Origin of the sequence: Pseudomonas sp. G.S.17, assembly GCF_038096165.1 — a bacterium.
Lineage (GTDB): Bacteria > Pseudomonadota > Gammaproteobacteria > Pseudomonadales > Pseudomonadaceae > Aquipseudomonas.
This window is the reverse complement of the sequence record NZ_CP151076.1, coordinates 656,204-677,406: the sequence shown is the minus strand read 5'-3', so window position 1 is coordinate 677,406 and position 21,203 is coordinate 656,204. Positions and strand designations below refer to the sequence as shown.

At 60.4% G+C, this 21,203-nt stretch carries 18 protein-coding genes and 1 riboswitch; of the genes, 4 read left to right on the top strand and 14 right to left on the bottom strand.

The genetic code is table 11. The annotated features are described in order from the left end of the window. Positions 1 to 60: 60 nt before the first annotated feature. Positions 61 to 1,275 carry a phosphoserine phosphatase SerB gene (gene serB, locus AABC73_RS03055; protein ID WP_065833902.1) on the bottom strand — a complete coding sequence of 405 codons (1,215 nt, stop codon included), beginning with the start codon at positions 1,273 to 1,275 and terminating at the stop codon, positions 61 to 63. Between the two features lie 130 nt (positions 1,276 to 1,405). Between serB and AABC73_RS03050 the strand changes: the two genes are divergently transcribed. After that, positions 1,406 to 2,965 (top strand): histidine kinase, encoded by a 1,560-nt coding sequence (locus AABC73_RS03050; protein ID WP_341522412.1) that lies wholly within the window; start codon positions 1,406 to 1,408, stop codon positions 2,963 to 2,965. Between the two features lie 125 nt (positions 2,966 to 3,090). On the opposite strand, the gene AABC73_RS03045 is transcribed toward AABC73_RS03050, so the two are convergent. From AABC73_RS03045 to AABC73_RS03005, 9 genes are all read right to left on the bottom strand, one after another. Then, positions 3,091 to 3,783, bottom strand: a complete 693-nt coding sequence (locus tag AABC73_RS03045) for a PqiC family protein (protein ID WP_341522411.1) — start codon at positions 3,781 to 3,783, stop codon at positions 3,091 to 3,093. Between the two features lie 178 nt (positions 3,784 to 3,961). After that, on the bottom strand, positions 3,962 to 6,226 hold the full coding sequence (gene parC / locus AABC73_RS03040; protein WP_341522410.1) for a DNA topoisomerase IV subunit A: 2,265 nt from the start codon (positions 6,224 to 6,226) through the stop codon (positions 3,962 to 3,964). A 10-nt stretch (positions 6,227 to 6,236) separates the two neighbouring features. Continuing rightward, complete coding sequence (locus AABC73_RS03035) at positions 6,237 to 6,758, bottom strand: TIGR02281 family clan AA aspartic protease (protein ID WP_341522409.1); 522 nt, start codon at positions 6,756 to 6,758, stop codon at positions 6,237 to 6,239. Then, positions 6,755 to 7,735, bottom strand: coding sequence for an esterase-like activity of phytase family protein (locus tag AABC73_RS03030; protein ID WP_341522408.1), 981 nt, complete (start codon positions 7,733 to 7,735; stop codon positions 6,755 to 6,757). The genes AABC73_RS03035 and AABC73_RS03030 overlap by 4 nt, the downstream gene beginning before the upstream one ends. Continuing rightward, entirely contained in the window at positions 7,735 to 9,639 is a 1,905-nt protein-coding gene (gene parE / locus AABC73_RS03025; protein WP_341522407.1) for a DNA topoisomerase IV subunit B, read from the bottom strand. Before parE ends, AABC73_RS03030 begins: the two co-directional genes overlap by 1 nt. A 62-nt stretch (positions 9,640 to 9,701) precedes the next feature. Further along, positions 9,702 to 10,319 (bottom strand): YqiA/YcfP family alpha/beta fold hydrolase, encoded by a 618-nt coding sequence (locus AABC73_RS03020; protein ID WP_020293631.1) that lies wholly within the window; start codon positions 10,317 to 10,319, stop codon positions 9,702 to 9,704. A gap of 96 nt (positions 10,320 to 10,415) precedes the next feature. Next, on the bottom strand, positions 10,416 to 11,225 hold the full coding sequence (gene cpdA / locus AABC73_RS03015) for a 3',5'-cyclic-AMP phosphodiesterase (RefSeq protein WP_341522406.1): 810 nt from the start codon (positions 11,223 to 11,225) through the stop codon (positions 10,416 to 10,418). A 98-nt stretch (positions 11,226 to 11,323) separates the two neighbouring features. Continuing rightward, a complete protein-coding gene (locus AABC73_RS03010) occupies positions 11,324 to 11,776 on the bottom strand; it encodes a DUF1249 domain-containing protein (protein ID WP_065833909.1) in 453 nt (150 codons plus the stop codon). Further along, positions 11,767 to 12,384, bottom strand: coding sequence for an NUDIX domain-containing protein (locus AABC73_RS03005; RefSeq protein WP_341522405.1), 618 nt, complete (start codon positions 12,382 to 12,384; stop codon positions 11,767 to 11,769). The genes AABC73_RS03010 and AABC73_RS03005 overlap by 10 nt, the downstream gene beginning before the upstream one ends. A 220-nt stretch (positions 12,385 to 12,604) precedes the next feature. On the opposite strand from AABC73_RS03005, the gene AABC73_RS03000 reads away from it, so the two are divergent. Further along, a complete protein-coding gene (locus AABC73_RS03000) occupies positions 12,605 to 13,351 on the top strand; it encodes an RsiV family protein (protein WP_341522404.1) in 747 nt (248 codons plus the stop codon). On the opposite strand, the gene cytX is transcribed toward AABC73_RS03000, so the two are convergent. Together cytX and thiC are read right to left on the bottom strand one after the other, a co-directional pair. Further along, positions 13,320 to 14,609: a putative hydroxymethylpyrimidine transporter CytX gene (gene cytX / locus AABC73_RS02995; RefSeq protein WP_341522403.1), complete on the bottom strand. Its 1,290-nt coding sequence runs from the start codon at positions 14,607 to 14,609 to the stop codon at positions 13,320 to 13,322. The genes AABC73_RS03000 and cytX overlap by 32 nt on opposite strands. Before the next feature lie 107 nt (positions 14,610 to 14,716). Beyond that, the gene (gene thiC, locus AABC73_RS02990) at positions 14,717 to 16,606 is read right to left on the bottom strand and encodes a phosphomethylpyrimidine synthase ThiC (RefSeq protein ID WP_341522402.1); all 1,890 of its coding nucleotides are present in this window, start codon (positions 16,604 to 16,606) and stop codon (positions 14,717 to 14,719) included. Between the two features lie 155 nt (positions 16,607 to 16,761). Continuing rightward, positions 16,762 to 16,866, bottom strand: a riboswitch (TPP riboswitch). Between the two features lie 158 nt (positions 16,867 to 17,024). On the opposite strand from thiC, the gene AABC73_RS02985 reads away from it, so the two are divergent. After that, a complete protein-coding gene (locus AABC73_RS02985; protein ID WP_065833914.1) occupies positions 17,025 to 18,464 on the top strand; it encodes a TolC family outer membrane protein in 1,440 nt (479 codons plus the stop codon). A 110-nt stretch (positions 18,465 to 18,574) separates the two neighbouring features. Here the strand turns inward: AABC73_RS02985 and waaA are convergent, their stop codons facing one another. After that, complete coding sequence (gene waaA / locus AABC73_RS02980; protein ID WP_341522401.1) at positions 18,575 to 19,849, bottom strand: lipid IV(A) 3-deoxy-D-manno-octulosonic acid transferase; 1,275 nt, start codon at positions 19,847 to 19,849, stop codon at positions 18,575 to 18,577. A 14-nt stretch (positions 19,850 to 19,863) separates the two neighbouring features. Beyond that, complete coding sequence (locus AABC73_RS02975) at positions 19,864 to 20,748, bottom strand: LysR family transcriptional regulator (protein WP_341522400.1); 885 nt, start codon at positions 20,746 to 20,748, stop codon at positions 19,864 to 19,866. A 93-nt stretch (positions 20,749 to 20,841) separates the two neighbouring features. Between AABC73_RS02975 and AABC73_RS02970 the strand changes: the two genes are divergently transcribed. Then, a complete protein-coding gene (locus tag AABC73_RS02970) occupies positions 20,842 to 21,174 on the top strand; it encodes an SMR family transporter (protein ID WP_020293621.1) in 333 nt (110 codons plus the stop codon). Positions 21,175 to 21,203 lie beyond the last annotated feature (29 nt).

The window sequence follows — 21,203 nt, the reverse complement described above, 5'->3', positions numbered from 1 at the left end:
GGAGCGAGCTTGCTCGCGAAGGCTTCGCGAGCAAGCTCGCTCCCACAAGATATCCATCACTCAGTTACGCCCATCCCGATCACGGAAACCCAGCAGGTACAGAATCCCGTCCAGGCCCAGCGTCGAGATCGCCTGTTTGGCTGACTGCTTGACCAACGGCTTGGCGCGGAAGGCTACGCCCAGGCCGGCGATTGCCAGCATCGGCAAGTCATTGGCGCCGTCGCCCACGGCAATGGTCTGCTCCAGGCTCAAGCCTTCCTTGAGCGCCAGCTCACGCAGCAGATCCGCCTTGCGTTGAGCGTCGACAATCGGCTCGATGGCGTTGCCGGTGCATTTGCCATCCACCACTTCCAGCTCGTTGGCGAACACATAATCAATGCCCAGCTTCGCTTGCAACTGCTTGGCGAAATAGGTGAAGCCGCCGGACAGAATCGCCGTCTTGTAGCCCAGACGCTTGAGTTCGGCGAACAGGGTTTCAGCGCCTTCGGTCAGACGCAACGATGCGCCGATCTCATCCAGCACGCTGACATCCAGCCCTTTGAGCAGCGCCAGGCGCTCCTTGAAGCTGGCGCGGAAATCCAGTTCGCCGCGCATCGCGCGCTCAGTGATTTCCGACACCAGCTCACCCACGCCGTGGGCCTTGGCCAGCTCGTCGATGACTTCGGCTTCGATCAGCGTCGAATCCATGTCGAACACTGCCAGACGCCGGTTGCGTCGGAACAGCGAATCCTGCTGGAAAGCGATGTCGACATTCAGGGCCTGGGCCACGCTGAGGAATTCCGCCTGCATCGCTTTGGGATCAGCCGGCTCACCGCGCACCGAAAATTCGATGCAGCCCTTGCCCTTGTCGGCGGGAGTGTCCAGCGGCATGCGTCCGGACAGGCGATCAATCTGGTCGATGTTCAGCCCGTATTTGGCGGTGATGGAACTGACGCGCTGCAACTGCTCGGCGGTGACCTTGCGGGTCAGCAGCGTCACGATGTGCCGCGACTTGCCCTGCCCGTCGACCCAGTGCTGGTAATCCTCTTCGGACACCGCCGTGAAGCGCACCTGCTGATCGAGCTTGTATGCCGTGAACAGAATGTCCTTAAGCACCGAAGAACCTTGCTCGGTTCCGGGGATTTCGACCAGGATGCCGAACGACAAGGTGTCGTGGATCACCGCCTGACCGATATCGAGGATGTTCACCCCGCCTTGCGCGAGCACGCCAGTGATGGCGGCAGTGAGACCCGGACGGTCAACACCTGTGATGTTAATCAGGACGATTTCGCGCAAGACGCACCCCAGCAGTGGAAAAAAACCGCATTCTAACCACTTTCAGTGACCATCGGGCACAGGCAGCGCTTTGCCGCTACTGGGTCGGTCGTTATACTGCGCGGCAACTTCACCGAAAGAGCCGTGCTCTGTGAACCGGCCCACGCCAGTTAAAACCGATAACTTCTTCCTGCTTATCTTCCGTGCACTGCGCCATCGCCGTGTTCCGATTGCTTTGCGCATTGCCAGCCATAACGTGATCCTCGTCGCCTTGGCGCTGGTGATTTACGCGGGCGTGATGGGTTTGCAATTCAAGCAGGCCATGCATGAGCAGGCCGATGCGCTTGGCCAGGCACTCACCACGCAGACCGCAACGTCAGCCACTGAACTGCTGGTGTCCAACGACATCCTCAGCCTCAACGTGCTGCTCGGCAATCTGGTGAAGAACCCGCTTGTAGCCCACGCCGCCATCTACAGCGTGGACAACCGCATCCTTGCCGAAGCCGGTCAGCGTCCGAAAAACGGGCTGCTGGGCGAAGCCGAAGGCCTGTATGAAATCAAGATCACCTTCCAGGATGTGATGGCCGGGCATCTGCGCATCAGCCTGGACATGAGCCAGTTCCAGCAGCCGATGACCATCAGCCTGCAAAGCATGGGCATTCTGGCCGGGATTCTGCTCGCGCTGGCCCTGGCTTTGAGCTTGCGCCTGGGTCGACACATTTCCACGCCGCTGCTGCAACTGCGCGTCTGGCTGCGCGATATCGATCCGTACACCCCAGCGGTGGATCGTCAGGACGAAATCGGTGATCTGGCCCGTCAGCTGCAGACATCGTTTGCCCCGCCAATGCCGGAGCCCGAGCCTGAACCCGAGCCGGAATACGTCGACGACGAAGGCGACGAAGGCGACGATCCGTATCTGGAGCAGGAAGAAGAAGCCGAGCCGGCGTTCAAGGGTCGCAATTCCCGCGAGCCAGGTTTCGATGAAGCACCCAAGCCACGCTTGCCGGCGCCGCCCGTGCAGCGTCGACTGGTTGCCGAGGAAGATGAAGAGGACGAAGACGATCCGTTCGCCGACCTGCGCGACAACGCCAGCCCGGCGCCCGCCGTCAGCAAGGCACCGGTCGCACCGAGCACTCCGCAACCGAGCGCCGTGCTTGCCGTGCAACTCGGCTCCCAGGATCAACTGCGCCGCCTGCCTCGCGCACGCCTGACTGATTTACTGCAACGTTATCGCGATTGCCTGGATCAAGCCTCGTCGCTGTATGAAGGCGAACTGCATACGCTCAACGATGGCAGCACGCTGATGTTGTTCCACAGCGAAGAAAGCGGCGACGACTACCTGACCAACGCCATTTGCTGCGGCGAATTGCTGCGGGCGTTGAGCCATGCCTTGCAGATTGAAGTCGCCGACAGCGGCATCACCCTGCAATTGCAATTGGGCCTGACGCTGGGTGAAGGTTTGTCCGGCCTGAGCCAGATCGATCTGCTGCTCACCGAAACGGCGCAGGATGCCCTGGCCCTTTCCCAGCACAGCCGCAACCTGCTGCTGGTCGAGCGCAAGATCAACGACGACGCGCTGATCCGCCAACGTGCGCGCATCCGCCCAATCGCCAGCCCGGAAGGCGCCTGCTGCGTCGAGCGCCTGATGGAACCTTATCCATCCATGCTCGAACGCCAACTCGCACGCATGCACGAGACGCGCAAGGCTTGATAAGCCTGTAGGACCGGCTTCAGCCGGGAGGCCATACTTCGTGGCTAAAGCTGCTCCTACGGATCGACGCCAATCTGAAGACAAAAAAAAGCCCGCATCGCTGCGGGCTTTTTTGATTCTGTCGATCAGAAGCGGAACACTTCCAGATCGGTACGGATCGGCAGGGCCATCGGCATCTTGGGTTTCTCCGGCTCTTTGGCGCGCGCAACCGGGGCTTTCTTTGGCTGTTCGACCGGCTGCCAGGAGATCGGCTTGACCGCCGAGCTCAGCTGATCGGCCAGACGCTGCAACAAGACACCCTGGGCCCGAACCTGATCGACCGAGGTTCCGGCATGCTGCTCCTGCAGATGGACAATACGACTGTCGCGTACCTGACCCTTGCGATCCAGCAAGCGCCATTGTGCATCAAGGATTGCAGGCTGTTTGGCACCGGAATCCAGGCGAGTGATGGAAAGCACCACCTGCACGTCAGGCGTGAAATCAGTGACTGCCGGCGCGAGTACCACGCGCTGGCTGTCCAGCTTCCAGGCCAATTGGCGCAGCAGAAGCTGATCAATGTCCGAAGACAGGCTGCCAGCCCAGCGTCCTTCCTCGGAGGCAGTCAGGCTGCCATCCGGCTGACGCTGCAACAGCGTTTCGCGTTGCAGGTAATCGGCCACGGTGACCGGACCAAGTAAAACAGCCAGCCCTGTGCGGGTAGGCTGCCCAGGTGTACCACTGTCCAACTGATAAAGCGCAGTCGGCTGATGCACACTGCAACCAGCCAGACCCAAAACGCTGGTCATCAACAAAACAACGGGAAGGCGTAGAAAATTCATCGTCCCATCCAGGTGGCAGCCGCGAAGCGAACCACAGTGTAAATACTCACAAATCATGAAGGCATTCAGCCACGCCGACGCCACAAGACGTCATATCATCCGTGAATATGCGCTATGACTCCAGCGATTATGCGGCGATCTTCATGGCAAAACGAAGACTAATAGCTCTAAACCGCCATTATCCGGCGTTTTCCACCAACAGCGCATCGACGCGCTGGAAGCCCCTTGGCAACTTATTACCCCGCCGACCACGCTCGCCCTTGTAATGTTCGAGGTCATCAGGCTTGAGCGACAGCGTCCGTTTGCCCGCTTGCAGGACCAATGTCGCCCCTTGCGGGATCACCGCCAGATCGGTTACGTACTCTTCACGACTCGCCACCCGATCTCCCGGAATGCCGATGATCTTGTTGCCCTTGCCCTTGCCCAACTGCGGCAAATCGCTGATTTTGAAAATCAGCAGGCGGCCTTCGGTGGTCACCGCAGCCAGCCAGTTCTGCTCACGGTCCGGCACTGCGCGCGGCAGAATCACCTTGGCACCGGCAGGCAGACTCAACAGCGCCTTGCCCGCCTTGTTCTTGGCTTGCAAATCTTCACCCTTGACCACAAAGCCGTAACCGGCGTCCGAAGCGATCACGTACAGCGCGTCATCTTCGGGCAACAATACGCATTCGAAGGTTGCGCCCGGCGGCGGCTGGAGCTTGCCGGTCAGGGGTTCGCCCTGGCCGCGCGCCGACGGCAGCGTGTGGGCCGCGAGGGAATAGCTGCGCCCGGTCGAGTCGATAAACACCGCGTATTGATTGGAACGGCCCGCAGCGGCGGTCATGAAACCGTCTCCCGCCTTGTAGGAAAGCCCGGTCGCATCGATGTCGTGGCCTTTGGCCGAGCGCACCCAGCCTTTTTCCGACAGAACAACGGTCACTTTCTCGTTCGGCAGCAGATCGTGCTCGGTCAGCGCCTTGGCTTCGGCACGCTCGACAATCGGCGAGCGGCGGTCGTCACCATAGGTTTCGGCGTCCTTGATCAGCTCGGTACGCACCAGCTTCTTGAGCTTGGCTTCACTGCCCAGCAACGCCATGAGCTTGGCGCGTTCCTTGTTCAGTTCATCCTGTTCGTTGCGCAGCTTCATTTCTTCGAGGCGCGCCAACTGACGCAAACGCGTATCAAGGATGTAATCGGCCTGGATTTCGCTGAGTTCGAAGCGCTCGATCAATCTGGCGCGCGGATGTTCTTCCGTGCGGATGATATGAATAACTTCATCCAGATTGAGGTAAGCGATGAGCAAACCGTCCAACAGATGCAGGCGGCGATCCACTTTATCGAGGCGGAACTGCAAGCGGCGGCGGACGGTATTGGTGCGGAATTCCAGCCATTCCACCAGCAAGGCGCGCAGGTTTTTCAGCTGCGGCTTGCCGTCCAGGCCAATGATGTTGATGTTGACCCGGTAGCTGGACTCCAGATCGGTCGTCGCAAACAGGTGCTGCATCAGCGCGTCATGGTCTACCCGGCTGTTGACCGGGATGATCACCAGGCGGCACGGGTTCTCGTGGTCCGATTCGTCACGCAGGTCGGCGACCTGTGGCGCCTTGGACGGCTTGGCCTGCATCAGCCCGGCAATCTGTTCGATGACCTTGGCGCCGGACACCTGATGCGGCAGCGAGGTGACGACGATATCGCCATCTTCAATGTGGTAGACGGCGCGCATGCGCACTGAGCCTTTGCCGGTTTCGTACATTTTCAGCAGATCGGCGCGGGGCGTGATGATTTCCGCTTCGGTCGGGTAATCCGGGCCGAGGATGTGTTCGCACAGCTCGGCGACCGTCGCCTTGGGCTCGTCCAGCAAACGCACGCAGGCCGTCGCCACTTCCCGCAGGTTGTGCGGCGGCACGTCGGTGGCCATGCCGACCGCGATGCCGGTGGTGCCGTTGAGCAGGATATTCGGCAAACGTGCCGGCAAAACCGCAGGTTCGTTCAGAGTGCCGTCGAAGTTCGGCACCCAGTCCGCCGTGCCCTGGCCCAGCTCGCTGAGCAGCACTTCGGAATAACGCGACAACCGTGCTTCGGTGTAACGCATGGCGGCGAAGGACTTGGGATCATCCGGCGCCCCCCAGTTCCCCTGCCCATCCACCAGCGTGTAGCGATAGCTGAACGGCTGCGCCATCAGGACCATGGCTTCGTAGCAGGCCGAGTCGCCGTGCGGGTGGAACTTGCCGAGCACGTCACCGACGGTACGCGCCGACTTCTTGTGCTTGGAATCGGCGTCCAGGCCCAGCTCGCTCATGGCGTAGATGATGCGCCGCTGCACAGGCTTGAGGCCGTCGCCGATATGCGGCAAGGCACGGTCCATGATTACGTACATGGAATAGTTGAGGTAGGCCTGTTCGGTGAAGTCAGCCAGTGATCGGCGTTCTACGCCATCTAAGCTGTCTGCAAGGATGTCGCTCATGCGGGCCTCATTATTTCGTCGTCTGGCGCAGCAGCATGTTGCCGCCGCGCTGGGTGAATTCAAGTTGTTTCATAGCGCTCATGCCCAGCAGCACTTGCTCACCGTCCAGCCCGGGCACCACCAGGGCGCGCACATTGTGCAGGACGATATCGCCGATTTGCAGGCGTTCCAGCGAAGTTCGAAAGCCTTCGGTACGCCCGTTCGCAGTACTCACCACCAACGGCACACCTCGCGGCAGTTGCAAGATGTCCGCCACCTTGCCCGGAATTGCCACGTCAGTGGCGCCGGTATCCAGCAAAAACTGCACGGCTCGACCATTGATCTTGCCCGTGCTGACGAAATGCCCCTGTCGGTTGCCCACCAGCTGCACTTCTATATAACCGTTACCGTGTTGCGAGGTGACCACCGCGTTGGGGTTTTCCTGACGCTGTTCCCACTCGCCAAAATAGCGGGTCGCCAGAAACATTCCCGCGCCCCACGCCAGCAACATCAACACCTTGCCCGCACGCTTGCCGGGCGGTTGTTGACTCATTGTTTCGCACTCCAGCCGCCTTTGGGGGCTGCGAAACGCCAGACCACCGGGCGTTTCTCGCCATCGGCGCGCTCGCCAAAATTGTTATCGGTGCCGACCCACGCCCCGGTTGCATCCACCACGAGCGCCTCGGTCAGGCCATAACTTTGGCTATAAAGACGATCAGGCCGCAACGCTTCCCTGGCAAACGACCAGCAGCGCTCGGTTTTGCCGGTTTCCAGCGTGCGCCGACAAATGCGATAGGCCGAGCGTTCCAGCGCGTACAGCTTGCCATCGAACAGCGACAGATCAGAGAAGTCCCGGGACACCCGCTTCCCGCCCACTTGCGTCGGCAGCACGTCTTGGCCCGGTTCGGTGCGCAAGACGCAGCTGCCCTTGCACTGCCACAAGTCGTTTTCCCGGCTCACGACCAGCAAACCGCGTTGCTCACGCTCGGCGGCCAGCCAAAGGCGATCACCGGCCGGATTGATCGCAATGCCTTCGAAAATGCCGTTGAAGTGCTGCAACATGCCGTTGGCGCGGGCCTGCTCCACCACTGTGGCGGGCAAGTCCAGCCAGACCGGAGCACCTTGTGCCGGCACCTTGAGGACCAACGCGAAGGCTTCGCTGACCAGATAACGATTGCCCGCTGCATCACAGGTCACGCCTTCAAAATCCAGGCTGCCGCCACGAACCAGGGCGGACACCTTGGCCATCGACTGCAACGTACCCGGCAAATAGCTTTCGGGAACCGGCGGAATCTGCAGCGCATTCGCCTGCGCTTGCCAGACGGTGGCGGCGATATCCAGGCTGTACAGCACGTCATCATCGCGGTCGGAAACCGTCCACAACTGGCCGCCACAGGACGCCAGGCCAGATAGATTGCCGCCCACCATGCCATCGACCGGGTGCTCGGAAACCAGGGTCAGCTCTTCCAGCGGGACTGCCAAAGCCGGTACAGCAACCATCAGCAACAGACCGGCAAGCCAGCCTCGCATCAAGTAAGAACCTCGGCCAGGTTGCCTTTGGATTCCAGCCACGACTTGCGATCACCGGCGCGTTTCTTGGCCAGCAGCATGTCCATCATTTCCGAAGTCGCCTCGAAATCATCCAGTGTCAGTTGCACCAGACGCCGGGTGTTCGGGTCCATGGTGGTTTCGCGCAACTGCGGCGGGTTCATTTCGCCCAGGCCTTTGAATCGCGTGACCTGCGGCTTGCCGCGTTTCTTTTCGGCGACCAGACGATCGAGAATCCCGTCACGCTCGGCTTCATCCAGCGCGTAATAAATGTCCTTGCCCAGATCGATGCGATACAGCGGCGGCATGGCCACGTACACATGGCCAGCATCGACCAGCGGCCGGAAATGCTGGACGAACAACGCGCAGAGCAGTGTCGCAATGTGCAGGCCGTCGGAGTCGGCGTCGGCGAGGATGCAGATCTTGCCGTAACGCAGCTGGCTCATGTCCGCGGCGCCCGGATCGACACCAATGGCGACCGCGATGTTATGCACTTCCTGACTGGCAAGCACTTCGCCACCATCGACTTCCCAGGTGTTGAGGATCTTGCCGCGCAACGGCAGGATCGCCTGAAATTCCTTGTCCCGCGCCTGTTTGGCCGAACCGCCCGCAGAATCACCTTCCACCAGGAACAGCTCGGAACGCATCGGGTCTTGCCCGGCGCAGTCAGCCAGCTTGCCCGGCAATGCCGGACCCTGGGTAATGCGTTTGCGTTCGACTTTCTTGCTGGCCTTTAGGCGACGACCGGCGTTGTTGATCGCCAGCTCGGCCAGTTGCACGCCAAGCTCGGAGTTGGCATTGAGCCACAAGCTGAACGCATCCTTGACCACACCGGAGACAAACGCCGCCGCTTCACGGGAAGACAGCCGTTCCTTGGTCTGGCCGGAGAATTGCGGTTCCTGCATTTTCATCGACAGAACGAAGGCGATGCGTTCCCAGACGTCTTCCGGAGCGAGTTTCACGCCGCGTGGCAGCAAGTTGCGGTATTCGCAGAAATCGCGCATCGCATCCAGCAAGCCCTGACGCAAACCGTTGACGTGGGTGCCGCCTTGTTGGGTCGGGATCAGGTTGACGTAGCTTTCCTGCACGCTGTCGCCCCCTTCCGGCAACCACAGCAACGCCCAGTCGATAGCTTCCTTGTTGCCGGCGAAACTGCCACAGAACGGCTCGTCGGGCAGGCGCAGGAAATCACTGACCGAATCCTGCAGGTACGAGCGCAGGCCGTCTTCGTAATGCCACTCGACTTTCTCGCCAGAGGCTTTGTCTTCGAAGCTGACCAGCAGGCCGGGGCACAATACGGCCTTGGCCTTGAGCACATGCTTGAGGCGGCTGACCGAGAATTTCGGGGTGTCGAAATACTTCGGGTCCGGCGCAAAGTACACGCTGGTGCCGGTATTGCGCTTGCCAACGGTGCCGACGACCGCCAGTTCCGAGGCTTTATAGCCGTCGGCGAAGGTCATTTCGTACTCATTGCCGTCGCGTTTGACCCGGACCTTGACCAGGGTCGACAGCGCGTTGACCACCGAAATACCCACGCCATGCAGGCCGCCGGAGAACTGGTAATTCTTGTTGGAGAATTTGCCGCCCGCGTGGAGCTTGGTGAGGATCAGCTCGACACCGGACACGCCTTCTTCCGGGTGAATATCCACCGGCATGCCGCGTCCGTCGTCGGACACTTCCAGGGAGTTGTCGGCATGCAGGATGACCTGCACCGACTTCGCATGACCGGCCAGGGCTTCGTCGACGCTGTTGTCGATGACTTCCTGGGCAAGGTGATTCGGCCGCGAGGTATCGGTGTACATGCCCGGCCGCTTGCGAACCGGGTCGAGGCCCGAGAGGACTTCGATGGCGTCGGCGTTATAAGAGCTAGCGCTGGGAGTGGCCATGGGGTCTCGTCATCAGATGTTCGTGGGATTACAGAGTTTCAATGGGTAATACATGTCTCGGGTTACAACGTCGAAACATCAATCGCCTGCAACAATTCAGGCGCGAACCCGGCAAAACTCAACAGCGCGGGCAATTGTGCGGCGAAACCCTGATAACTGTGGTCGCCGCCAGCCTGAATGCGCAGAGCGCAAGCGCGATAAAACGTTTCGGCGCGGCGGTAATCCAGGGTTTCATCGCCGGTTTGCAGCCAGACCTGAAAACGCTGCGGGTCTTGAGGCGCAGGAACTTCCAGCTCGCTCAGGGCCACAACGTGATCGTGAGTCAATTCCCAGGTTTCGCCGGTGTAAAGATTCTGCTGAGTGCCGACAAATCCGTCGAATAACTGGTGCGGATTGACCGCCGGATTGATCAGCACGGCCTTCAATCCATGGCGCTGCGCCAGGTGAGTCGCATAGTAGCCGCCGAGCGAGCTGCCGACCAGCAGCGGCCGACCCAGTGCTTCGACAGCTGATTCGAGCTGGAGCATGGCTTGGCGCGGATGGTGATGCAGTTCCGGCACGCGCAATTGCTCGCTCAAGCCAAGAGACTGCATCAAGGCGATCAACTGGCTGGCTTTCTTCGACTGAGCCGAGCTGTTCAGGCCGTGGATGTACAACAATGTGGGTTTTTCGCTGTTCACGTCGTCCCCTCCTGGAACACTGAGCCGTGCAAAGCCGCGCAGTTTACAGGGACTAGCGCCAGAAGACTCGTGCACAGGTGTTTCCAGGTGAAATGGTCAATAACCGTCGCCACCGTAATCCACCTCGAATTGCATGCCAACCACCCGGGAAACCCCGGTTTCAAGCCGTCCGTCATCATGCAGACGCAGCCAGCGATAACCCGGCGCGGCGGTATCGACCTTGAAGTCCGCGCTGCCCGGCGCGAACTGGATGCAGGTCGATGGCGAGGCCAGCAAGCGAATAGCACCACGCAGCTGATCGTATTCCTGATGCACATGCCCCCAGAGCACCGCCCGTACTTGCGGGAAACCCTCAAGCACCGCAAACAGCTCGTCTGGATTGCGCAAACCAATCGGGTCCATCCACGCGCAGCCAATCGGCACCGGATTGTGGTGCAGGCAAATCAGGTGATGCCGCTCGGGCGCAGCGCGCAACGACTGCGCCAGCAGCTGCAATTGGCTGTCCCGGAGCAAACCGGGTACCGATCCGGGCACCGACGAATCCAGCAAAGTGACGCGCCAGTTGCCGATATCAATCACCGGATCGAGCAAATCGCTGTGCTGCGCCGCCTGCCGCATTTCCACGGATTCATCGTGATTGCCGGGAAACCAGCGTTTGGCAGCGTCAATCTGCCCACTCAACTGCCGAAACGCTTCGTAGGACTCAACGCTGCCGTCTTGCGAGACATCGCCGCTGGCAACCACCAGATCAATCTGCGGCTGTTCGGCCAACACCTGTTCGATGACCTTTTGCAGGCTGTCACGGGTTTTCATACCCAGCAGCGTGCCGTCCGCCGAGGCGAACAAATGGCTGTCGGACAGCTGGACCATCAGGACCGAAGAACTGTTATCGGATGGGCGCGGCAAAGGCCGTCTCCTTGAGCGGATTCAGCGCGATTATGTGGCGACGATGAAGGCGGGTAAACCCGCAAGACGGGCCTGGATCACAAATGTGCCGACATCACTCAGCGCACCGCTTCAAACTCATGACCGCACGCCAGGCAATGGCTCAGCCATTCGCCGAGGAACAGATTGAGCTGGGCCTTTTCGTCGGGCTGGTGCATGTCGGCATTGGGATACGGATAGATGCCGCGAAAACGACGGGCGTGTTCAGCGCCGATGACTTCGGCCATGCGTGCATCGTGATAAACCTGCACTTCCAGTTTGGGCACTGGCAGCCAAGGCAGGCTGTGTTCCTGGCGGACCTGCAACGTGGTGGTGTACGGGCAATCGAGCAGAACTTCGACGGCCAGCACGCCCAGCATCTGGTCGCCCTGAGTGACAGCCACGCGCCGCGAGCGTTGCTCGTTGCGCATGTCCGGCAGCAATCGCATCAAGCGCGCATAGTTGGCCTCGCAGGCCGCTTGCAGGCCCACCAGATCAACTCGATAGCGCTCGCGCACAAGATTCACGACCATAACCCCCTGACTTCTATGCGATTCAACGCCAACCATTGCAAGGCAATGATCGCCGAAGCGTTCTTGATAGTGCCGTCGCGTACGGCTTGCAGTGCATCGTCCAAGGCCCAGACCGTCACGCGGATATCTTCACCTTCCTCCTCCAGTCCGTGCAATCCCCCGGCGCCCTCACTTTCGCAACGTCCCAGGTAAAGATGAACGAATTCATCGCTACCGCCGGGCGAAGGAAAATATTTGGTGATGGGCCACAACGCACTGAACACCAGCCCAGCTTCCTCTTCTGCCTCGCGGTGGGCAACCTCTTCCGGTTCCTCAACCTTGTCGATCAGACCTGCCACCAATTCGATCAGCCACGGATTGCCGGTTTTCTCCACGGCACCTATCCGGAACTGCTCGATCAAGACCACTTCGTCGCGTTTGGCGTCGTACGGCAGTACGCAAACGGCGTCGTGGCGTACGAAAAGCTCGCGACTGATCTGCTTGCTCATCCCGCCGGCGAACAGCTCATGGCGAAGGAACAGCTTGTCCAGTTTGTAGAAACCCTGGAAGCAGTTATCGCGCTGGGTAATTTCATAAGCCGTCGGGGTTGATCGGGTCGATTCAGTCATACAGTTCTCGCTTAAGGCAATCTTTGGCTTCGTGCCATCCTAGAGTCTGATGCCGTTTCAACACAAGCCGCGTCGCAGCCCCCTCGAATATGCAGGGTAGACGGGCGATAGCGAAACGAACTCTAATCCGCCAAGCGGCGAACCGATGGCCCTGTTTGCAGTCCAAGCAGCCTGCATACGAACAACGTAACCGCCTTAATTGCCACCGCAAAGGATCAACATGTCGTTACTGAGGATCGCTTCACTGGCTTGCCTGGCCTTGATGCTGGGCGCTTGCCAGAGTCTGTTCCAACCTAACTACCGTGCCCCGCTGCAAGTCCAGCGCGACGCTTCCGAGCTGATCAAGCCGGGCTGCACCACGGCCGATTGTCCGCTGGTCAACATCGATACCGTGCATTTCGCCGACGAGCCGAAACTCGATGCAATCGTGCAGAAAACCCTGCTGCAACTGACGCGCACCGATTCAAGCGCACCCGTGGCGCCGACGCTCAAGGCCTATCAGGAGCAATACCTGCGCGACACCGAAGGCCACAACGCCAGCTATCTGCAGGCCAAGGTACGCGAGCAGCATGACGGTATCGTGGTGATCGAACTGTCGAGTTATCTCGAGGGCGGCGCTGCCCACGGCGAACCGGGTCGGGCGTTCATCAATTATTCGCGGCCACAGCAGCGCGTGTTGACCCTTGCCGATATGATCATCCCGGGCAAGGAAAGCGAGTTCTGGCAGAAAGCCGAACTGTCGCACCAGGGCTGGCTGGTCTCGACCAAGATGAACGAAGATGCCGAGTTCATCAAAACCTGGCCGTTCAAGAAAACGCCAAACATCGCCCTGACCTATGGCGCGATGATCCTCAAGTATCCGGTGACGACCATCGCGCCCTACTCCATGGGCCACATCGAGCTGAAGATTCCTTATCCGCAGCTCAATGGCATCCTCAAGCCGGAACTGTTCCCCGGCCGCGGTTGAGGGTTTTCCCCAACAGCAATTGCAGCACGCCAGCGACGATGATCGCTGGCAGTGTTGCGCCAACATCCGGATACAGATTGGCCAGCAAGTGATACGTGCTGACCCCGCCCAGCCAGGCCAGAAGCGTCAGCCAGCGAAAGCCGACGGTTGCGACCTGACTGCTGCGCCCGCGCAGAATGAAGTGATCCACCAGCACCACGCCGAACAACGGCGCGAACACCGAGCCGATCAGCAACAAGAAGTTCTGGTACTGCGCCAGCGGTGCGAAACAGGCGATCAGCGTGCAGATCACGCCAATGGCCAAGGCCAGGTGTTCAACCTTCACCCGCAATAACATCCCGCTGGATACCGCCGCCGAGTGAATATCGGCAAAGGCGTTTTCCGACTCGTCGAGCAGAATCAGCAACAGCGGAATCCCCAGGCCAGCCCCGGCCAACGCCAGCAGCAGCGCATTGACTTCGCCACTCGGCGCGAACGCAAGCGTGTACGCGACGCCCAGGCTCATCAGCCAGAAGTTACCGATAAAGAAGCCCAACGCGGTACCGCCGAAGACGTTTTTCGCGCGCTTGCCGAAGCGCGAATAATCGGCAATCAGCGGCAGCCACGACAACGGCATGGCGATAGCGATATCAAACCCGACGGCAAATGGCAGCGATCCATCCCCGGCCCGGGACCAGAGCGCGGAGAGATCTGCCTTGGTAAACAGATTCCAGGTCAGCCAAATACAGGCGGCCAGCAATAGCCAGATGCCCCATTTGCGCAGAATCTGCCGCACGAAGGTCAACGGGCCGCTGACTGCGAGTAACGTGGCCAGCGCGCCGAAAACCAGCGTCCACAACAACGGACTGGTCAGCCAGGCGCCTTCACCGAAAGCCCGGGCGCCAAGCAGACTCGCGGCATCGCGCATGACGATGATTTCAAACGAGCCCCAACCCACCAATTGCAGCAGGTTCAGGACTGCCGGCAACGACGCGCCTTTGCTGCCCAGGCTGAGCTTGAGTGCGGCCATGGACGACAAACCGGTGTCGCTGCCGATGACGCCAACTGCCGCCAACAGCAAAACGCCGACCAGCGTGCCGAGGAAAATCGCCAGCAGCGAACCCGACATGCCCAGCCCCGGCGCCAGCAAGGCTCCGGTTTGCAGGACCATCAGGCCGATGCCGAGGGAGAACCACAGGGAAAACAGATCACGCCCACCGAAGACACGCTTGCCTTGGGGAACGGGGATATCGGGTGAATAGGTGCTGGGGGTGTTCATGGGGTGATCTCGAAGAGATGCGGATATCCCGTAGGACCGGCTTCAGCCGGGAGGGCGCCCTCCCGGCTGAAGCCGGTCCTACGGTCGGGTAACGATGCCTCGAACAATCAAACCTTCTTGTAAAGCTGGCTACCTTCCTGTTTGAAGCGCGCAGCCTGTTCCGCCAAACCCTTGGCAACCTCCGCATCCACCGTTTCAATCCGCTGGTTGGCCGCGTATTCGCGAACTTCCTGGGTGATTTTCATCGAGCAGAATTTCGGCCCGCACATGGAGCAGAAATGCGCGACCTTGGCCGAATCCTTGGGCAGGGTTTCGTCGTGATACGAACGCGCGGTGTCCGGGTCGAGACCGAGGTTGAACTGGTCTTCCCAACGGAATTCGAAACGCGCCTTGCTGAGCGCATTGTCGCGAATCTGCGCGCCGGGATGGCCTTTGGCGAGGTCGGCGGCGTGAGCGGCGATCTTGTAGGTGATGATCCCGGTCTTCACGTCATCCTTGTTCGGCAGGCCCAAGTGTTCCTTCGGCGTGACGTAACAGAGCATGGCGCAACCGAACCAGCCGATCATCGCCGCGCCGATGCCCGAGGTGATGTGGTCGTAGCCCGGCGCGATGTCAGTGGTCAGCGGGCCGAGGGTGTAGAACGGCGCCTCGTCACAGCATTCCAGCTGCTTGTCCATGTTCTCTTTGATCAGCTGCATCGGCACGTGGCCTGGGCCTTCGATCATGGTTTGCACGTCGTGCTTCCAGGCGATCTTGGTCAGCTCGCCGAGGGTTTCCAGCTCGCCGAATTGCGCAGCGTCGTTGGCGTCGGCAATCGAGCCCGGACGCAAGCCATCGCCCAGCGAGAAGCTGACATCGTAGGCTTTCATGATTTCGCAGATGTCTTCGAAATGCGTGTAGAGGAAGTTTTCCTGGTGATGCGCCAGGCACCACTTGGCCATGATCGAACCGCCACGACTGACGATGCCGGTCACGCGTTTGGCGGTCAGCGGCACGTAGCGCAGCAGCACGCCGGCGTGGATGGTGAAGTAATCGACGCCTTGCTCGGCCTGCTCGATCAGCGTGTCGCGGAACAGCTCCCAGGTCAGGTCTTCGGCCGCGCCGCCGACTTTTTCCAGGGCCTGATAGATCGGCACGGTACCGATCGGCACTGGCGAGTTACGGATGATCCATTCGCGGGTTTCGTGAATGTGTTTGCCGGTGGACAAGTCCATGACCGTGTCCGAACCCCAGCGAATGCCCCAGGTCAGCTTGGCGACTTCTTCCTCAATGGAAGAACCCAGCGCACTGTTGCCGATGTTGCCGTTGATCTTCACCAGGAAGTTACGGCCGATGATCATCGGCTCCAGCTCGGTGTGGTTGATGTTGGCCGGGATGATCGCGCGACCGCGGGCGATTTCTTCGCGGACGAATTCAGCGGTGATTTCTTTCGGCACGCTGGCGCCGAAGCTGTGACCGGCGTGTTGCTGGGTCAGCAGACCGGCGGCGCGGGCTTCCTGCAACTTCATGTTTTCGCGGATGGCGACGTATTCCATCTCGGCGGTAATAATTCCCTGACGCGCATAGTGCATCTGGCTGACGTTGGCACCCGCCTTAGCCCGACGCGGATTGCGCACATGGGCGAAACGCAGGCGCGTCAGCTCGGCATCGCCCAGGCGTTGCTGGCCGAAGCTGGAACTCAGGCCCGGCAGGCGTTCGGTGTCATTGCGCGAGTCGATCCATGGCGAACGAACATCGGCCAGGCCTTTGCGCACGTCGATGACCACATTGGGGTCGGTGTACGGGCCGGACGTGTCGTACACAACGACCGGCGCGTTGATTTCGCCGCCGAAGTCAGTCGGCGTCACGTCCAGGTGAACTTCGCGCATTGGCACGCGGATGTCCGGGCGTGAGCCCTCGACGTAAATTTTTTGCGAGCGGGTAAACGGCTGCACCGATCCGGAATCGACCTGGGCGGATTCACTCAAATTGGCGGCGTTTTTTAGATTTGTACTCATCACGGGCTCTCCAGACATCATCCAGCGGCGGATTAATTGTCGGAGCGAACCTGAAGACGAGAAGACGCACCTGGAGCGGTGCTGAGTGGCGAGCGAGGGTGTTGCGGTTCATGCTGAACCAACGACCCCGGACGACACTCAAGAGGACTCGCCGGGAGACGAGAAATCTTGTTCCCTACGCAGGCGCTAACCTGATCAGGTTCAACGGGATCCGGATTAACCGATCTCAGCCTCCTAACAAGGCACCCCGACAAGAACGTCGCCAGTCTAGTCGGGACGCGCCCGGATTACCAAGCCCGTTTTCAAACGCTCGATAAATGGCTGATATGCCGGATTGTTGCAAGCGAGGCCAACCTCTACACTCGCAGGCTGGTTTGACTTGCGAACCCGCAGAACAATTACCAACAGGGAATGCCTCATGCTGCGCAAACTTTCATTGGCCATCGCCGTGTCGTGTACGTGCAATGCAGTGGCCTGGGCAGCGGACTTGCCTCTTCCGACCAAGACCGGACTGGTCAATGTGTATCAGGAAGCGGTCAACAACAACGCCGATCTGGCGGCTGCCCGCGCCGATTACGCCGCCCGCAAGGAAATCGTGCCCCAGGCGCGCGCCGGGTTGCTGCCCAATCTGTCGGCCGGTGCCGATGTGAACAACACCCGCACCAGTATCAACCAGCCCAATATCACGGCGACCCGCAGCGGTACGGTATATCAGGCGACGCTCAGCCAGCCGATCTTCCGCGCCGACCGCTGGTTCCAGTTGCAGGCCGCCGAGGCGGTCAACGAACAAGCCGCGCTGGAACTCTCGGCCACGGAACAGAACCTGATCCTGCAAAGCGCCGAGGATTATTTCACCGTGCTGCGTGCCCAGGACAATCTGGCCTCAACCAAAGCCGAAGAAGCCGCCTTCAAACGTCAGCTGGACCAAGCCAATGAGCGCTTCGACGTTGGCCTGTCGGACAAGACCGACGTGCTGCAAGCCCAGGCCAGTTACGACACCGCGCGGGCCAACCGGATCATCGCCAGACGTCAGGTGGACGATGCGTTTCAGGCCCTGGGAACCCTGACCAATCGCGAATACAACGCCATCGAAGGCATCGTCCATACCTTGCCGGTGCTCGCGCCGACGCCCAATGACGCCAAGGCCTGGGTCGACACGGCCGCGCAGCAGAACCTGAATCTGCTGGCCAGTAACTACGCCGTCAACGCAGCCGAAGAAACCCTGCGCCAACGCAAGGCCGGGCACGCTCCGACGCTAGATGCGGTGGCGACCTACAAGCGTGGCGACAACGATGCGCTGGGCTTCAGTAACCCGAACTACACCGGGCAGAACTACAGCGGCGATGTGGAACAACGCAGCATTGGCGTGCAGCTGAATATTCCGATCTACAGCGGCGGGCTGACCAGCTCACAGGTTCGCGAAGCCTATTCACGGCTGAGCCAGAGCGAACAACGTCGCGAAGGCCTGCGCCGTCAGGTGGTGGAAAACACCCGCAACCTGCATCGCGCAGTGAACACCGACGTGGAGCAGGTCCAGGCGCGCAAGCAGTCGATCATTTCCAACCAGAGCGCGCTGGAAGCCACGGAAATCGGTTATCAGGTCGGTACGCGCAACATCGTCGATGTGCTGGATGCGCAACGCCAGCTGTATGCTTCGGTGCGCGACTACAACAACACCCGCTACGACTACATCCTCGACAACCTGCGCTTGAAGCAGGCCGCAGGAACCCTGAATCCGGGCGATCTGCAGGATTTGTCGCGCTACCTGAAACCGGATTACAACCCGGACAAGGACTTCCTGCCGCCGGACCTGGCAGCGGCTGCGCGCAAGAACTTTGAAAGGCCAGCGCAGCAATAATTGCTTACTGCCCACGTTGGAGGCTTGCCCGCGAGGAGCGACCGTAGGAGCGACTTTAGTCGCGAGAGCGTCAATTGCCCTCCCGGCTAAAGCCGGTCCTACAGAATGGGTTATTTAACCAACCGCCCAATCCCGTCCAACAACCGCTGCAACGCGCCTTGATTGGCGTTCATTACCTGCAACCCGGCATCGGCCATGGTGCGCGCCTGTTGCGGTTGATCGAACAGGCGTTGCACGGAAGCTGACAGACTTGCAGCGTCGGTGACTTCAGCCAGCGCACCGGCCTTGCGTAGCAGCGCGGCGATTTCCAGGAAGTTGAACAGGTGCGGCCCGCTTAACACCGGCTTGGCCAGCGCCGCAGGCTCTAGCAGGTTATGCCCGCCATTGGGCACCAGACTGCCGCCGACAAATGCGATATCAGCCAAGGCATAGAGAAACAACAGTTCACCCATGGTATCGCCGAGCAACACCGACGTTTGCGCGCTGACCGGTTGCTGCGATGAGCGCCGAACCGTCGCAAAACCTTGCTGCACACACAAGTCATGCACGCTGGCAAAACGTTCGGGGTGGCGCGGCACCAGAATCAGCAACGCGTCAGGATGGCTCGCCAACAACTGCCGATGGGCGGACAGCACGCTTTCATCTTCGCCAGCATGAGTACTGGCCGCGATCCACACCGGACGTTGCGTCGCTTGCCATTGCCCGCGCAGCTCTGCGGCGTCTTTGAGCAACTGCGGATCAATGCTCAGGTCGAACTTGATCGAACCGGTCACCGCAACGCATTCGGGACGCGCGCCCAGATCCCGGAAACGCTGGGATTCAGCTTCGGTCTGCACCGCGATCCAGCTCATTTGCGCCAGCATCGGCCGGGTCAGCGCGGCGAATTTTCCGTAACCCCGCGCTGAACGCTCCGACAAACGCGCGTTGGCCAGCACCACGGGAATGCCACGTTTGGCGCACTGATTGATGTGATTGGGCCACAGCTCGGTTTCCATGATGATGCCCAGCACCGGCCACACATGATCGAGAAAGCGCCCCGCCGCCCACGGCAAATCGTACGGCAGGTAGCAATGCTGAATGCGTGCTTCGCCCGCGAACATTGCCTTGATTCGCTCCGATCCGGTGGGCGTCATGCAGGTCACGGTGATCGGTAACTGCGGGTAACGCGCCAGCAGCGCCCGAATCATCGGTGCCGCCGCGATGCTTTCACCCACCGAAACCGCATGCACCCAGATTCCGCCCGGCTGCATCGGCGCCAGGCCGAAGGCGAATCGTTCACCGATCCGCTGACGGTAAGCTGGCGCCTTGCGCGCCCGCAGCCATAGTCGCAAGGCCACCAGCGGCAGGCCGAGATGAAACAGCAGGGTATATAGAGTTCTATTCATGGGCGCGGAGTTTATCAGCCAATTGCCTGCAAATGCCGGGCAAAACTTTGCGCCAGGCATTGCGCGGCAGGGCCAAGGGGCTCGTCGCGACGCCAGACCATTTCCACCACCAAGGGCGGCGGCGTCCATTCGCTGAGCAGTTCGGTCATCTGATTCTGGTAGGCCGGATACTGCACCACATGGCGCGGCAGCCAGGCCCAACCCAGCCCGCGCATGAGCAATTCGGCCATGACGTAAAAGCTGTCGGCCCGCCAGACCTGCGCACTGAGCTGCTCGCCGCCGGGATAACCGCTTTGCTGCGGCGCGATGAGCAATTGCCGATGGCGACCGAGCTGCTGGCGACTGACCCTGGCCTGATTCGCCAGCGGATGACCCACGGCGCAGACCGTGACCATCTCCACGCTGCCCAGGCCGCGACGCTCCAGGGCTTCGGGCATTTGCTCATGATGAAACAGCAATCCCAGATCGGCCCGGCGTTCCAGCAACTTGCGCGCGACGTCACCTTGAGCGGCGCTGGCCAGCTGCACTTCGACCACCGGGAAGCGCTCAGCCAACTCTTCGAGGCTGTCCAGCACCGGCTGATAGGGCATCGCCTCGTCATGGGCCAGACGCAATCGAGCTTCCTGCCCACGGGCCAGGGCCAGCGCGCGACCGTCAAGACGTTCGCATTGGCGCAGCAGCTCCCGAGCTTCTTCAAGCAGCGCAGTCCCGGCTTCGGTCAGGCGTGGCTGGCGACCGCTGCTGCGCTCGAACAGGCTGACGCCGAGATCGGACTCAAGCATGGCCACAGCGCTGCTGACCGCCGATTGCGCGCGACGCGTGTCCCGCGCCACGGCGGAAAACGACCGCTGTTCGGCGACGCTGACGAATAAACGGATCTGCTCAATATTCCATTGCATCGCACACCAACCTATCTCTATTGCAGATAGGTAATGACTTTACCGCACTTCAAGAATCTCTAGAATACGCAGCCTGTGAAGAGGAGTTATCCCATGTCTGCTTACTACCTGCTGGCCATCGCCATTTGCGCCGAAGTCATCGGCACTGTTTCCATGAAAGCAGTGAAAGGCTTGAGCACCCCGCTGCCGCTGTTGCTGGTCATTTGCGGCTACGCCATTGCTTTCTGGATGCTGATTCTGGTGGTACGCACCATCCCCGTCGGCGTGGCTTATGCGGTATGGGCTGGCATGGGGATTGTCATGGTCAGCGTCGCGGCGCTGTTTATTTACGGGCAGAAACTCGACCTGCCAGCGGTGCTGGGCATGGCGATGATCGTCGCGGGCGTGGTGGTGATCCAGTTGTTCTCGAAAACCGCCGGGCATTGAAAACGCGATCCTCTATAATGGCCGCATTC